The sequence below is a fragment of the Streptomyces sp. JH002 genome (assembly GCF_050916115.1).
Classification (GTDB): Bacteria; Actinomycetota; Actinomycetes; order Streptomycetales; family Streptomycetaceae; genus Streptomyces; species Streptomyces xiamenensis.
Genome location: NZ_CP087989.1, coordinates 5342319 through 5357657, shown reverse-complemented (window position 1 = coordinate 5357657; position 15339 = coordinate 5342319). Strand labels below are relative to the sequence as shown.

Sequence of the window (15339 nt, the reverse complement as noted above, 5' to 3'; positions counted from 1 at the left end):
GTCCCCCGGCGCCGGCGGTGCGGTGCCGGGGGACGCCCGGGTCAGTCGTCGAGGTGCAGTACGCGGACTGCGCCCGCCGGTACGGACAGGTCGCCCTCCACCCGCCGGCCGCCGAACAGCTCGCGCCCGGCGCCGCCCACCGGCACCTCGGCGTCGGCGGCGGTGTGGTTGATGACGAACACGTAGCGGCCGGCGGCGCCTTCACGGCGCACCACCTCGACATCGCGCGGCAGGTCCTCGCGGGGGGCGATCCGGGCATCCATCCCGGCGGCGGCCAGCACGGTGTCCAGACCCTCCGCGTCCAGCCGGGTGGAGAGGTACCAGGCGCTGCCCTCGCCCAGCTCGTGCCGGGTCACGGCGGGGCATCCGGCGGCCGGGCCGTCCGTGTAGGTCCACACCGGCTCGGCGCCGCGCGCCACCACCGTCTCGGCCCACACATCGGCGGACAGGCGGTGGCCGTCGGGGCCTTCCAGGGTGACCCGCTCGTGCTGGCGCAGGGGCTGGAACTCCTCCACGGTCAGCCCCAGGACATCCCGCAGCGCGCCCGGGTGCGGGCCGGGGTGCACGGCGTCGTGCTCGTCGACGATGCCGGAGAAGTGGCCGACGACCAGGGTGCCGCCGCCCTCGACGTAGGCGCGCAGATTGCGGCCCGCCGCCTGCGTCATCAGGTACAGGGCGGGCACGACCACCAGCGGGTAGGCACTGAGATCGGCCTCGGGGTGCGCGAAGTCGACCGTCAGATGGCGGTCGAAGAGGGCCGCGTACACGGCCTCGGCGCGCTCGCGGGTGTCGAGGTCCTCGCTGGGGCGCCATTCCAGCTTCTGCGCCCACCAGGACTGCCAGTCCCACACGATCGCGGCGTCCGCCACGGTGCGGGTGCCGCGCAGCGGGGACAGGGAGCCGAGGTCGGCGCCCAGCGCCACCACCTCGCGCCAGATCCGGCTGTCGGTGCCGGCGTGCGGCACCATCGCCGAGTGGAACTTCTCGGCGCCGGAGCGGGAGGCGCGCCACTGGAAGAACATGGCGCCCTCGGAGCCGCGCGCGACGTGGGCGAGGCTGTTGCGGGCCATCTCGCCGGGGCGCTTGCTGATGCCGCGGGTCTGCCAGTTGACGCCGCTGGTGGAGTGTTCGAGCAGCAGCCAGGGCTTGCCGCCGCCGACCGAGCGGGTCAGGTCGGCGGCCATCGACAGATTGATGTGGTTGCGGTCGTCCTCGGCCACCAGGTAGTGGTCGTTGGTGACGATGTCGACCTCCTGGGCCCACTTCCAGTAGTCGATGGTGTCGCACTGGGTGGGCGAGACCATGAAGTTGGTGGTGACGGGGATGCCCGGGGACAGCTGGTGCAGCAGGTCGCGCTCGCGGCGGAAGTTCTCCAGGGCGCTGTCGCTGGCGAACCGGGCGAAGTCGAGCCGCTGGGCGGGGTTGCAGGTGGTGGGGGTGGCCCGGGGCGGCTGGATCTCCTCCCAGTCGCCGTACGCCTGGCCCCAGAAGGCGGTGCCCCAGGCGGCGTTCAGCGCGTCCAGGGTGGTGTAGCGCTCGGCGAGCCAGCGGCGGAAGTGCGCGGCGGAGGTCTCGCAGTAGCACTCCAGGACGGGGACCCCGTACTCGTTGTGGACGTGCCACATGGCGACGGCGGGGTGGCTGCCGTAGCGCTCGCCCAGGGCGCGGGTGATGCCGGCGGCGGCCTCGTGGTAGGCGGGCGAGCTGTGGCAGATGGCGCCCCGGGAGCCGAATTCCCAGCGCACGCCCTCGCGGCTGACCGGCAGCGCGTCGGGGTGGGCGCGGTAGAACCAGGCGGGCGGGACCACGGTGGGGGTGGCCAGGTCGGCCCGGATGCCGGCGTCGTGCAGCAGGGCGAGCAGCCGGTCCAGCCAGCCGAAGTCGTACACCCCCGGGCTCGGCTCCAGCTTGGCCCAGGAGAAGATCCCGACGCTGACCATGGTCACACCGGCCTCGCGCATGAGCGCGATGTCCTCTTCCCAGGTCTCCTCGGGCCACTGCTCGGGGTTGTAGTCACCGCCGTAGGCGAGGCGGTCCAGGCCCTGGGGGGCGGCGTGCGGCATGGAAACTCCTGGGCATCGCTGGGAACGTGCACAGCCTCCGTCGGCTGCATCACACCAACATAACCGCACAGCATCAACCATTGACAAGTGTCTGTTCTGTTTCTCTACTGTGAACGCTCACAGTCCCTGCCAGGGAGGCATCATGAATCACCGCACCGTCGCGGTACTGGCCGCCACCGTCGTCTCGTCCCTCGCCCTCACCGGCTGCGGCGGCTCCTCGGACGACTCCTCCTCGTCATCCGGCCCCGTCAAGCTCACCTACTGGGCCTGGGCCCCGGGCATGGACGAAGTCGTCAAGCTGTGGAACGACGCCAACCCCGACATCCAGGTCACGGTGAAGAAGCAGGCCAGCGGCGACGACCTGGTCACCAAGACCATCACCGCCGCCAAGGCGGGCAACGCCCCCGACCTGATGCAGGCCGAGTACCAGGCGCTGCCCACCCTGGTCAGCAACGATGTCCTCGCCGACATATCCGGGCAGGCCGGCGACGCCGAGGACGCCTTCGCCCCGGGACTGTGGCAGCAGGTCACCCTCGGCACCGACGCCGTGTACGCGATCCCCCAGGACTCCGGTCCGCTGATGTTCTACTACCGGGCCGACCTCTTCGAGGAGTACGGGCTGACCGTCCCCACCACCTGGGACGAGTTCGCCGACACCGCCCGCGACCTCAAGGAGCAGCAGCCGGACAAGGCCCTCACCACCTTCTCCGCCAACGACGCGGGCCTGTTCGCCGGGCTCGCCCAGCAGGCCGGCGCCCAGTGGTGGACCACCGAGGGCGATCAGTGGAAGGTCGCCATCGACGACGAGGCCACCGGGAAGGTCGCCGACTTCTGGGGCGGCCTGGTCGCCGAGGGCGCCATCGACAACCAGCCCATGTACACCCCGGCCTGGAACAACGCCCTCAACACCGGCGAGCAGATCGCCTGGGTGAGCGCCGTGTGGGCCCCCGGCACCCTCACCACCGCGGCCCCCGACACGGCCGGCAAGTGGGCCATGGCCCCGCTCCCCCAGTGGAACGCCGGCGAGAACATCACCGGTACCTGGGGCGGCTCCACCACCGCCGTCACCAACGACGCGAGCGACAAGGACGCGGCCGCGCGGTTCGCCACCTGGCTGAACACCGACCCCGAGGCGCTGTCGGCGCTGGTCACCCACGGCGGGATCTACCCGGCCGCCACCGCCGCCCAGACCGGTGAGGCGCTCGCCGAGGCTCCCGAGTTCTTCGCCAACCAGCCCGACTTCTACACCGTCGCCGCCGAGGTGGCCGAGGGCACCGCGCCCGCCGCCTGGGGCCCCAACACCAACGTCGCGTACTCCACGTTCAACGACGTGTTCGCCCAGGCCGCCCGCGACCGGAGCGACTTCGGCGCCGCGCTGACCCTCATGCAGCGCGCCACCGTCGACGACCTCGCCGGCCACGGCTTCCAGGTCACCGAATGAAGAAGCACCGCACGTCGTACGGGGCGCCGCGGCGCGCCCCGTACGCGTTCCTCCTTCCCGCCGGGGTCCTGTTCGCGCTGTTCTTCGCGCTCCCCATCGGCTACGCGATCTACCTGTCGCTGCGCAAGATCGAGGTCAAGGGCCTGGGCCTGGGCAGCGGCGCCCGCTCCGAGGTGTGGGCCGGGTTCTCCAACTACACCGCGGCGCTGAGCGACCCGGTGCTGCTGGACGGTGCCCTGCGGGTGCTGATCTACGGCCTGATCGTGGTCCCGGTGATGCTGGGCCTGGCCCTGGTGTTCGCGCTGATGCTGGACTCCGACCGGGTCCGCGGCCGGGCCTTCACCCGGCTGGCGATCTTCCTGCCGTACGCCATCCCCGGGGTGATCGCGGCGCTGCTGTGGGGCTTCCTCTACCTGCCCTCGGTCAGCCCGCTGCACTACCTGCTGGACTCCTTCGGGCTGCCGCAGCCCGACCTGCTCAGCGGCGGCGCCCTGTACATCGCGCTCGCCAACATCGCGGTGTGGGGCGGCACCGGCTTCAACATGATCGTCATCTACACGGCGCTGCGCGCCATCCCGGCCGAGGTGTACGAGGCGGCCCGGCTGGACGGCTGCTCGCAGTGGCAGATCGCCTGGCGGATCAAGATCCCCATGGTGGCGCCCTCACTGGTGCTGACCTTCTTCTTCTCGGTCATCGCCACCCTCCAGGTCTACAACGAGCCGACCACGCTGCGGCCGCTCACCAACAGCCTGTCCACCAACTGGAGTCCGCTGATGAAGGTGTACCAGGACGCCTTCGTGGGCGGCGACATCCACTCCGCCTCGGCCACCGCCGTGATCATCGCCGCGGTGACGTTCGCGCTGTCCTTCGGCTTTCTGCGGGTGGCCAACGCCCGTTCCCGGCGGGAGGAGAACCGATGACCGCCCCGACCACCACCCTCCGTGCCCGGCGCCGGGGCGGCTGGCTGCCCACGGCGGCGCTGTTCCTGGGCGCGGCCTACTGTCTGCTCCCCGTGGTGTGGGTGGTGATGGCCGCCACCAAGTCCGGCAGCGAGCTGTTCTCCACCTTCACCTTCTGGCCCGGCACCGGCTTCGCGGAGAACCTGAGCGATCTGTCGGCGTACCGGGACGGCGTCTACTGGACGTGGATGGCCAACTCGGCGCTGTACGCGGGGCTGGGCGCGCTGCTGTCCGCCGCCGTGTCGGCGGTCAGCGGATACGCGCTGGCGCAGTACCGCTTCCGGGGCCGGGAGACCATCTTCAACATCCTGCTGGCCGGTGTGCTGATGCCGCCGGTCATCCTGGCGGTGCCGCAGTATCTGCTGATGGCCGAGGTGTCGCTGACCGACAGTCATCTGTCGGTGCTGCTGCCGGTGATCCTCTCCCCGTACGGCATCTATCTGGCGCGGATCTACGCGGCGGCGGCCGTGCCGCCGGATGTGGTGGAGGCGGGCCGGATGGACGGGGCCGGGGAGTGGCGGATCTTCCGTACCGTGGCGCTGCCGATGATGGCACCGGGGCTGGTGACGATCTTCCTCTTCCAGTTCGTGGCCATCTGGAACAACTTCCTGCTGCCGTACATCATGCTCAGCGACGACGAGAAGTTCCCGCTGACGCTGGGTCTTTTCACGCTCCTCAACCAGGGCGCCAACACCCCGGCGCTGTACACCCTGGTGATCATCGGCGCGCTGCTCGCGGTGCTCCCGCTCATCGCGCTGTTCCTGTTCATCCAGCGCTTCTGGAGCCTTGACCTGCTCTCGGGCGCCGTAAAGTCATGACCATGTCCGTACCAGCGCGGCGCCGGCGGGCGCCGACGATCCACGACGTGGCCCGGGAGGCCGGTGTCTCCCGGGGCACCGTCTCCCGGTTCCTCAACGGCGGCCACAACGTCTCGGCCGTCTCGGCCAAGGCGGTGGAGGAGGCCATCCGCAAGACCGGTTACGTCGTAAACCGGCATGCGCGTTCACTGATCACCGGCCGGTCGGGGTCGGCGGCGTTCCTGCTGACGGAGCCGCAGGAGAAGTTCTTCGAGGACCCGAACTTCAATGTGCTGCTGCGCGGTTGCACCCAGGCGCTGGCCGCGCACGACATCCCGCTGCTGATGATGATCGCGGGCACCCGGGAGGAACAGCGGCGGCTGCTGCGCTACGTGACCTCCGGGCACGTGGACGGGGTGCTGCTGGTCTCCAGCCACACCGGTGATCCGGTGGCCGAACAGCTGGCCGAGGCAGGGGTGCCGGTGGTGCTGTGCGGCAAACCGATGGGCCCCGGCGGGCGGATGGCGCACGTGGCGGCGGACGACCGGGACGGCGCCCGGGAGATGGTGCGCCATCTGGTGGGTCTTGGCCGGCGCCGGATCGGCACGGTCACCGGCCCGCTGGACACCCCGGGCGGGGTGGAACGGCTGGCAGGCTACCGGGAGGTGCTGACCGAATCGGGGCTGCCGGTCGCGGAGGAGCTGATCGCCACCGGGGACTACAGCAGGGAGGGCGGCGAGGCCGCGGCGACCGCGCTGCTGGCGCGCCGACCCGATCTGGACGCCCTGTTCGTCGCCTCGGACCTGATGGCGCAGGGCGCGCTGGCCGCGCTGACGGCGGCGGGCCGGCGGGTGCCGCAGGACGTGGCGGTCGGCGGCTTCGACGACTCCTCGGCGGCGGTGGCCTCACGGCCCGCGCTGACCACGATCCGGCAGCCGTGGGACCGGATCAGCCAGGAGATGGTGCGGCTGCTGCTCGCCCGGATCAGCGGGGAGGACACCTCGGCGGTGATTCTGCCCACCGAGTTGGTGCGCCGTCAGTCCACGTAGTGGGATGACCGCATGGACGAGATGAGAAGGATCGGCATCGCGCTGTTCCCCCAGGTCGAGGAGTTGGACGCGATCGGCCCGTGGGAGGTGCTCGCGTACTGGACGCGGAACTTCCCCGGCGACGGCTGGGAGGTGTTCACCTTCTCCGCCGACGGCGCGCCCGTGGAGTGCGCCAAGGGTCTGACGGTCGCGGCCCATCACGCACGGGACACGATGCCCGCCCTCGACGTTCTCCTGCACCCGGGCGGGCAGGGCACCCGGCCGCAGCTGACGGACGCCGAGCACCTGGCGTGGCTGCGCGCCCAGCGGGACCGGGTTCCACTGCTGACCAGTGTGTGCACCGGCTCCCTGGTGTACGCGGCGGCCGGCCTGTTGAGGGAGCGCCCCGCCACCACCCACTGGGGTTCGCTGGAGCGGCTCGCGGAACTGGACCCCACCATCGAGGTGCGCCGCGAGACCCGCTTCGTCGACGACGGCGACCTGATCACCTCGGCCGGGGTCTCGGCGGGCATCGACATGGCGCTGCATCTGGTGGCCCGGCTGGCGGGTGAGGAACGCGCCCGGACGGTGCGCCGGGGCATCCAGTACGACCCGGAACCGCCCGTGTGAGCCGTGCCGCCAGCGCCGACGGGCCGCCCCCGTACCGGCTGCCGGTACGGGGGCGGGATCGGGCTCGGGATCGAGCTCGGGCTCACGGGCCGGTCGCTAGGCGCCGATGACGCCGCCGTCCGTGCGGCGGATGGCGAGGGTCGCGGAGCGCGGGCGGCCCTGGGGGTCGAAGTCGGGCCAGTTGCTGACCGCCCGGGGGTTGCCGGGGGTCGGCTCGCCCCAGGCGGGGGTGGCCTCGCCGGGGTGCTGGACGTTGACGAACAGGGTGCGCTGGTCGGGGGTGGTGATCACCCCCGTGATCTCGCAGCCGCGCGGCCCGGTGAGGAAGCGCCGGATCTCGCCCGTGTGCGGGTCGGCGGCGAGCATCTGGTTGTTGCCGATGCGGTCGTAACCCTTCTCCGGCAGGTTCTGGGAGGAGTTGGAGACATCGGTGAGGATCCACAGCCGGCCGTCCGGGTCGAACCACAGGCCGTCGGGCGATCCGAAGCGGGTGTCCTCGCTGAGATCGGTGCGCTCGTCGTACGCCGGATCGCCGGCCAGCAGGAAGATGTCCCAGGTGAACGTGGTGGCCGTGTTGTCACCTCGGGACTCGCGCCAGCGGATGATGTGCCCGTACGGGTTGGGCGTACGGGGGTTGGCGGCGCCGCCCCGGCCGCTGCCGTTGGTGAGCGAGCAGTACACGTCCTGGTTGCCGGGGTTGACGGCGATCCACTCGGGTCGGTCCATCGGGGTGGCGCCGAGCGCGTCGGCGGCCTCGCGGGTGCGCAGCAGCACATCGGCCTGATCCGCCCAGCCGCCCGCGCGGGTCAGCGGCCCGGTGCCGTGGGTGAGCGGCAGCCAGCGGCCCGTGCCGTCGTCCTCGAACCGGGCGACGTACAGCGTGCCGTGGTCCAGGGGGCTGCGGCCCCGGGCGCGCTGGTCGCGCCAGGTGCCCTCGCCGATGAACTTGTAGAGGTAGTCGCCGTCCTGGTCGTCCCCGGTGTAGGCGACGATCCGGCCGCGCGCCTCGGTGGTGACGCAGCCCTCGTGCTTGATGCGGCCCAGCGCGGTGCGTTTGACGGGGACGGCGTCGGGATCCATGGGGTCGATCTCCACGACCCAGCCGAACCGGTTGGCCTCGTGCGGGTTGACGGCGATGTCGAAGCGGGGGTCCGCCTCGTGCCAGCGGTAGCCGAAGCCCTCGTGGTCGATGCCGTACCGGGCCTGCTCGGGGGTGGGTTCCCAACCGGGGCGCTCGGTGCCGAAGTAGGCGTTGAAGTTCTCCTCGCAGGCGAGGTAGGTGCCCCAGGGGGTCACGCCGTGCGAGCAGTTGTTGATGGTGCCCCGGGGCGGGCCGTCGGCGCGCAGCGCGGGGTGCCGCGGGCCCACCGGTCCGGAGAAGGTGACAGGGGTGTCGGTGGTGACGCGCCGGGCGCGCGGGGAGTCGGCGACCTGCCAGCCGTGGTCGTCGGTGCGGACGAGTTCGACGATGCTGACGCCGTGCGCGGCGAGGGCCTTGGCGACCTTCTCGCGGGTCATCTCGGCGTCCCCGTCGGGGAAGAGGAGTTGCTGGTCGATGTACTCGTGGTTGAGGACGAGCATGCCGCGGCGGCTGCCCTCGGCGCCCTTGCCGAGTGGGAAGAAGTGCATGCCGTCGTGGTTCATGCCGACCTGCTCGGCCTGGTCCGCGGCGGAGTTGGAGGCGTCCTTGCGCCAGGCGGGTCCGCCGGGGCGGATCGGGGTGCCCCAGGGGATGATGACCTGTGCCTCGTACCCGGCGGGGAGGGTGATCCCATCGGCGTCGGAGGTGGGGACCGGGGTGAAGCCGAGGGTGGGCCGGCGGCCGGTGGGCCCCGCCGGCGCGGGGCCCGGGGTGGCCTGGGCGGTACCGGTACTCCCGGTGAGAAACCCGGCCGCGGCGGCGACGGCGCCGGAGGCGAGCACGGACCGCCGGCTGAACCGGGCGGCGGCGACCTCGTGGAAGGGCCGGTTGGCCGAGGGGTTGGAACTCACCTCGTCCGGGTCGAACTCAGGGAAGACCGGGCGACGCTGGACGGACATCCGCTGATCCTTACTTCCGGAAACAGGACATTTCCGAGAGGTTAGGAGCGATCAGGGGTCACGTGAAGCATCAAAGGTGACAACACGACCAGTTTTCGCCGGACAGCGCAGCGGCGGACGGCCCCGGCCGCCGGTTCCCCCTCCGAGATGTTCTGTCCCCCTGGCCGGCTCACGGCTCCCTGGCCAAGGAGGCGCCATGGCGTGGGGGGGGCCACCGGCCCCTGCGCCATGGCGACGATCACCGCGAGCCCGTCCCGCCTCCGCCCACCGCCGCGCGGGCCGGAGCAGGACGGCTGTGGCCCTGCGGGCGGCCAGCTCCGGTGTCCCGGGGCGAGGGGCCGGACTTCGACCCCGGGACGGTTCGGTCACTGATAGGTGAACGTCAGTGAGTTGCTGGTGCCGCCGGGGGTTTGCACGGTGACGGGGACGCTTCCGGCGCCGGGCGGCGAGGTGGCGAGGACGATGTTGTCGGAGACAGCGGCGAAGCTGGCCGGCGTGGCGCCGAAGAAGACCTGTTCCGTGTAAGTGAGCTCCGTGCCGGTGATGGTGACGCCGGTGCCGCCGGTGGCGGGGCCGGTGTCGGGGACGAGGCTGGTCAGGGCGGGCTGCGCGACGTACGTGTAGTACGGGTTGCCGATGTTCGGGTCGCTGGTCCCCCCCGGGTTGGTGACGGTCACCACCACGGTGCCGGTGCCGGGCGGCGCTGTCGCCGTGACCTGATTGGCGCTCACGACCACGACGGAGCCGGCGAGCTGGCCGTCGAAGTTGACGGCGGTGGTACCGGTCAGATTGGTGCCGAAGATGGTGACGGTGTTGCCTCCGCCGGTGGGCCCGAAATGGGGGTCGAGGTCGGTGAGTGTGGGCGCCGGCGTCACGGTGTAGGCGTAGGTCACGCTGTTGCTGGTGCCACTGGGTGTCGTCACGGTCACCGCTACGGAGCCCACGCCCGCCGGGGCGGTAGCGGTGATCTGTGTGGCGCTGTTCACCGTGAAGACGGCCGGCACCGCACCAAAACGCACCACGGTAGCGCCCGTGAATCCCGTACCGGTGAGCACCACCTGATTCCCACCGGCCTCGGGACCCTGGCCTGGTACGAGCGAGTACAGGACCGGCGCCGCCACATACACATACGGCAAACCGTTGCTGGTTCCGCCCGGCGTCGTCACCGTCACCGACACCGAACCCGACCCCGCCGGGGCCGTAGCGGTGATCTGTGTGGCGCTGTTCACCGTGAAGACGGCCGGCACCGCACCAAAACGCACCACAGTGGCGCCCGTGAACCCCGTACCGGTGAGCACCACCTGATTCCCACCGGCCTCGGGACCCTGCGGTGGGGACAACGCCGTCAATACCGGCGCCGCCACATACACATACGGCAAACCGTTGCTGGTTCCGCCCGGCGTCGTCACCGTCACCGACACCGAACCCGACCCCGCCGGGGCCGTAGCGGTGATCTGTGTGGCGCTGTTCACCGTGAAGACGGCCGGCACCGCACCAAAACGCACCACAGTGGCACCGGTGAACCCCGTGCCCGTGAGCACCACCTGATTCCCACCCACCGCAGGACCCTGCGAAGGCGACAACGCCGTCAATACCGGCGCCGCCACATACACATACGGCAAACCATTACTCGTCCCGCCCGGCGTCGTCACCGTCACCGACACCGAACCCGACCCCGCCGGGGCCGTAGCAGTAATCTGCGTCGCACTGTTCACCGTAAAAACAGCCGACACCGCACCAAAACGCACCACACTCGCACCGGTGAACCCCGAACCGGTGAGCACCACCTGATTCCCACCCACCGCAGGACCCTGCGAAGGCGACAACGCCGTCAATACCGGCGCCGCCACATACACATACGGCAAACCATTACTCGTCCCGCCCGGCGTCGTCACCGTCACCGACACCGAACCCGACCCCGCCGGGGCCGTAGCAGTAATCTGCGTCGCACTGTTCACCGTAAAAACAGCCGACACCGCACCAAAACGCACCACACTCGCACCGGTGAACCCCGAACCGGTGAGCACCACCTGATTCCCACCCACCGCAGGACCCTGCGAAGGCGACAACGCCGTCAACACCGGCGCCGCCACATACACATACGGCAAACCATTGCTTGACCCGCTCGGCGCAGTCACCCTGACGATCGCCTGCCCGACACCCGGAGGGGCGACGGCCCTGATGGAGGAGGTGCTGAGGACGGTGTAGGTGGCGTTGTTCGCGCCGAAGCGTACGGAGGTGACGCCGACGAAGCCGACGCCTGAGATAACGACCGGGTTACCGCCCGCTTCGGGCCCCTGAGCGGGGTTGAGTGCACTGATCACCGGTGGCATGAAACGGCCTTCCTTACTCGTCCCTCGTTCCGGCGAGGGGTCGCTTTCCGCAGGGGGAGCCGTCGGCTCCCGTCCGTTGGATGGGCGTGTGTGCCCTGGTCGCCCAGGGCACACACGGCTTGCGGAGGTCAGGTGGTGAAGACCACGGGGGGAGTGGTGGTGCCGCCGGGGTTGGTGACGGTCACGTTGAGCGCCGTTCCCACCGGGGCGGTGGGGGGAACCGTCACGATCAGCTGGGTTGCGCTGAGCGCGACGAAGTCGGCGGGGTAGTCCGTCGGGCCGGCGGGGTCGGTGAAGGTGACGGCGCTGACGTCGTAGAAACCGGTGCCCGTGATGAGGACACCCGTGTCGCCGGGCGACCCGGTGGAGGGGGAGATGGAGAGAACCGTCGGCTGGTCGTAGTAGGTGTACTGACCGGAGGCGCCGGTGATGGGGCTGGCCCCGCCCGGGTTGGTCACCGTGACATTGACCGTGACCGGTGCGCCCGTGACGGGGAAGGAGGGCGGGGTGGCAGTGCGCTGGGAGTCACTGACGACGGGACCGAGCGTTCCGGGGCCCGCGGCGCCGAAGGTGACCACCGTGGCGGTGGCGAACCCGCTGCCGTAGAGGGTGATGGAGGGCGGCGAGGTGTCGGGGCCGACGTTGGGGTTCACGCCCGCGATCGTGGGCGCGGCGACGTAGAAGAACGGCTTGCCGTTGCTGGTGGAGGCGCCCACCGTCACGGTGACGTTGACCTGCCCGGCGCACCCGCCGGGGGCGGTCACGGTGATCTGGGTGTTGGCCGTGGTGACCGTGCCGGTCACGTTCGTGTTGCCGAAGTGGACGGTCGGCGTCGTGGCGAGTGCGCCGAACCCGGTGCCGGTGATGGTCACTACGGTGCCGGCCGTGCCTTGGGTGGGAGTGATGGAAGTGATGACGGGTGCCATCCGAATCCTCCTGTGCGGTCGCGTGGTGGTTGTGCCGCCGCTTTCCGTACCTGCGCCCCGCGGAAGCAGGCACCCGGCGGTGCGTCCGATCGCACCTCCGGGACTTCGTCACCGGGCTGCCGAGCGGAGGCGTCATGGGAGTCGCAGCACTGCCGCCGATCTCCCCGGCGGGTGGATGGGCGGCGGCCCACCTGTTTGGACATCAGCAAGTGAGCCATTCGGGTGTGAAAGGCAGCAAGAGAAAGGAACAACACATCACTCGAAGGAGTTACATTCATGTTTCCAGTGCGGCCTACAGATAGATGTGTGACGTCCCGTGGAATTCAATGGATCTTCCAGGGCAGGCGCTATTCAGCGACAGGGGAATAGCGGCGGAATCGATTCAACGGACCTTTTTCGATCACTCGGGAAAGGTCCGGCAGCAAAGGATCCGGAAACGCCGATAATCCGAAAATGACGGCGTGGATCCCTGCGAGTGATTCCACGTGACCCAAGTGGTCCGCTTTCGCGAGCGCCTTCCACTTCATCGATATGACCGCAGCTACGGTCCTTGCTTATCCGGGGAGTTGGAAAGGCCCGGAAGACCTACAGTTCAAGGAGTCATGTCGGTGACACATTGGCAGGGATTGAAATTCTGGAGGACGGCGTTCTTCTCGGCGCTCGTCATGGTATTCGCGCTGGGCACCCCGGCAGCGGCCCTGGAGCCCTCGAGCACCACCGTCACGGCGTCACCCGCGACCGCGACCGTCGGCTCGCCCGTGACCCTGACCGCGACGGTCAGCTGCTCCCAGGACCCGAGCGGCGGTCTGGGCGTGACGTTCTTCGACGGGCCCGACCTCCTCGCCACGGTGCCGGTCGGATCGGACGGCGTGGCGACGTACAGCACGACCTTCGCCACCGAAGGCGCCCACACCATCACCGCCGCCTACAACGGCAATGATGTGTGTGCCGCCTCGAACGACGAGACCACGGTCGTGGTGTCCGCCGCGCCCGTTCCCCCCACTCCGCCCTTCGGCTGGTGCGCCCTCGTCTGCGGCAGTCTGATCAACTTCACCGTCGGCGACATCAACAACGTGATCGTGGTGCGCTGAACAGTCGTCCGGTGATCGCTCATCGCTCGCCGTGGCCGCTGGACCGTACAGCACCGAAGCGCTGTCACGTCCCGGCGGCCACAGGGCCGTGGGAGGGCGAACCACGTCACGGCGCGATGCCGTTCCGCCCCCGTCGGACCGCCCGTGGCCGGGGGGAACCGGCGGGCTCGACCATCTCGTCGAGCCGGGCAGGGACCGCGCGCCGATGGCCCCGCAGCCGAACGGCGGGCGGGTGAACCCGCGTCCGGAGGCTGGAACGGGCGCGCACAACGGGATGAGGGCCTTGCCGGCGCCGGTACGGATGTCGCGATCCGCACCAGGCCGGAAGGCCCTCACCCATGTCGAGATCAGCCAACCGTGAACTCCGTGGCCAACCTCTGCGGTCAGTACACCTATCCCTCGCGCTTGCCGTTCACCCGGCGGGGCAGGCCCAGCGGGTTGGCGTCCTTCAGTTCCTGCGGGAGCAGGGCCTGGGGGGTGGACTGGTAGGCGACCGGGCGCAGCCAGCGTTCGATGGCCGTGGCGCCCACCGAGGTGGAGGTGGAGGTGGTGGCGGGGTACGGGCCACCGTGGTGCTGCGCGGTGGTGACCGCGACGCCGGTGGGCCAGCCGTTGACCAGGACCCGGCCGGCCAGCGGGGTCAGCTCGGCGACGAGCGCGGCGCCTTCGCCGCTCTCCCCCGCCGCCTCGGCCGTGCTCAGCTGCACCGTGGCGGTGAGGTTGCCGGGCAGCCGGTCGAGGACCTGGCTGACCTCCTGGCTGTCGCTGTAGCGGGCGATCACGGTGACCGGCCCGAAGCACTCCTCGATCAGGAGTTCGTGGGCGCTGCCGTCCTCCGCGAGCCGGGCGGCGGGCACCGTGAGGAAGCCGGGAACGACCGTCTGCTCCTCGCCGCCGCCGGCGGCGGTGCTGGTGGTGACCTCCGCCAGCTCCGTACGGGCGGCGACGCCGTTGATGAAGTTGTCGCGCATCCGGGTGTCCAGCAGGACCCCGGGGGGCGGCGGCGGCGAGCTTCTCGCCGAGGGTGGCCACCAGCCGGTCGCCCGCCTCGCCCTGCGGGGCGAGGACGAGTCCGGGCTTCACGCAGAACTGGCCGGTGCCCAGGGTGACCGAGCCGGCCAGGCCCTCGCCGATCTCCTCGGCGCGCTCGGCGGCGGCGGCCTCGGTGATGACGACCGGGTTGAGGCTGCCCAGCTCGCCGTGGAAGGGGATGGGGGTGGGCCGGGCGGCGGCGGCGTCGAACAGCGCGCGTCCGCCGCGTACCGAGCCGGTGAAACCGGCCGCCGAGACCAGCGGGTGCTTGATCAGCTCGATGCCGGCCTCGAAGCCGTGCACCACCGAGACGACGTCCTCCGGCAGCCCCACCCGGGCGGCGGCGCGGCGCAGCGCGGCGCCGGTCAGGGCGGAGGTGGCGGGGTGGTCGGGGTGGGCCTTGACGACGACGGGGCAGCCGGCGGCGAGCGCGGAGGCGGTGTCGCCGCCGGGCACGGAGAAGGCGAGCGGGAAGTTGGAGGCGGAGTAGACCGCGACCACGCCCAGCGGGATCTTGTAGCGGCGCAGATCGGGCCGGGGCGGGGTGAGGGAGGCGTCGGCGTGGTCGATGATGACGCCGAGGTAGGCGCCGTCCTCGACCTCGTCGGCGAAGGCGCGCAGCTGGCCGGTGGTGCGGCCCAGCTCGCCGGTCAGCCGGGGCAGGCCCAGGGCGGTCTCGGCGTCGGCCGCGGCAATGATGGCTTCGCGGTCGGCCTCCAGCTCGTCCGCGGCGGCCCGCAGCAGGGCGATCCGGGTGTCACGGTCGGCGAGCCGCCCCACCGTGGCGTGCGCGGCGCGGACGGCCTGGTCCACGTCGGCGGCGGTGGCCTCGGTGGTGACCTGTTCCCGCCGCTTTCCGGTCCGGGGGTCCACGCTCCACACTGGTTCTGCTGGCACCGGTCGTTCCTCCCGCACTGAACGTTCGATATGCTGAACACCGTCCCTGTATGTGAATAGGGAACGTGCAGTGACTCTATAGCGGTTCGAACAAAGGGGTCA

At 70.7% G+C, this 15339-nt stretch carries 10 protein-coding genes and 1 pseudogene; 6 read left to right on the top strand and 5 right to left on the bottom strand.

Features of this window, described 5'->3' with window-relative positions; genetic code table 11:
- Positions 1-41: 41 nt before the first annotated feature.
- Complete coding sequence (locus H7827_RS24540; RefSeq protein ID WP_432747365.1) at positions 42-2063, bottom strand: beta-galactosidase; 2022 nt, start codon at positions 2061-2063, stop codon at positions 42-44.
- Positions 2064-2205: 142 nt separating this feature from the next.
- Between H7827_RS24540 and H7827_RS24535 the strand changes: the two genes are divergently transcribed.
- The 5 genes from H7827_RS24535 to H7827_RS24515 are packed head-to-tail and all read left to right on the top strand — an operon-like array spanning position 2206 to position 6918.
- On the top strand, positions 2206-3504 hold the full coding sequence (locus H7827_RS24535) for an ABC transporter substrate-binding protein (RefSeq protein WP_386535227.1): 1299 nt from the start codon (positions 2206-2208) through the stop codon (positions 3502-3504).
- Complete coding sequence (locus tag H7827_RS24530; protein ID WP_030733875.1) at positions 3501-4424, top strand: carbohydrate ABC transporter permease; 924 nt, start codon at positions 3501-3503, stop codon at positions 4422-4424. Before H7827_RS24535 ends, H7827_RS24530 begins: the two co-directional genes overlap by 4 nt.
- Positions 4421-5281, top strand: a complete 861-nt coding sequence (locus tag H7827_RS24525) for a carbohydrate ABC transporter permease (RefSeq protein ID WP_030733877.1) — start codon at positions 4421-4423, stop codon at positions 5279-5281. Before H7827_RS24530 ends, H7827_RS24525 begins: the two co-directional genes overlap by 4 nt.
- Positions 5278-6309: a LacI family DNA-binding transcriptional regulator gene (locus tag H7827_RS24520; protein ID WP_432747364.1), complete on the top strand. Its 1032-nt coding sequence runs from the start codon at positions 5278-5280 to the stop codon at positions 6307-6309. The genes H7827_RS24525 and H7827_RS24520 overlap by 4 nt, the downstream gene beginning before the upstream one ends.
- A gap of 12 nt (positions 6310-6321) precedes the next feature.
- The gene (locus tag H7827_RS24515) at positions 6322-6918 is read left to right on the top strand and encodes a DJ-1/PfpI family protein (protein ID WP_432747363.1); all 597 of its coding nucleotides are present in this window, start codon (positions 6322-6324) and stop codon (positions 6916-6918) included.
- A gap of 96 nt (positions 6919-7014) precedes the next feature.
- On the opposite strand, the gene H7827_RS24510 is transcribed toward H7827_RS24515, so the two are convergent.
- The 3 genes from H7827_RS24510 to H7827_RS24500 all read right to left on the bottom strand — a co-directional run bounded on the left by H7827_RS24510 (position 7015) and on the right by H7827_RS24500 (position 12217).
- On the bottom strand, positions 7015-8958 hold the full coding sequence (locus H7827_RS24510) for a PhoX family protein (protein WP_432747362.1): 1944 nt from the start codon (positions 8956-8958) through the stop codon (positions 7015-7017).
- Between the two features lie 365 nt (positions 8959-9323).
- On the bottom strand, positions 9324-11291 hold the full coding sequence (locus tag H7827_RS24505; RefSeq protein ID WP_432747361.1) for an IPT/TIG domain-containing protein: 1968 nt from the start codon (positions 11289-11291) through the stop codon (positions 9324-9326).
- A gap of 128 nt (positions 11292-11419) precedes the next feature.
- On the bottom strand, positions 11420-12217 hold the full coding sequence (locus H7827_RS24500) for an IPT/TIG domain-containing protein (protein WP_386535212.1): 798 nt from the start codon (positions 12215-12217) through the stop codon (positions 11420-11422).
- Between the two features lie 602 nt (positions 12218-12819).
- Here H7827_RS24500 and H7827_RS24495 point away from each other — a divergent pair.
- On the top strand, positions 12820-13308 hold the full coding sequence (locus H7827_RS24495) for an Ig-like domain-containing protein (RefSeq protein WP_432747360.1): 489 nt from the start codon (positions 12820-12822) through the stop codon (positions 13306-13308).
- Between the two features lie 392 nt (positions 13309-13700).
- Here H7827_RS24495 and H7827_RS24490 read toward each other — a convergent pair.
- Positions 13701-15222: pseudogene (locus H7827_RS24490) on the bottom strand (aldehyde dehydrogenase (NADP(+))).
- Between the last annotated feature and the right edge of the window lie 117 nt (positions 15223-15339).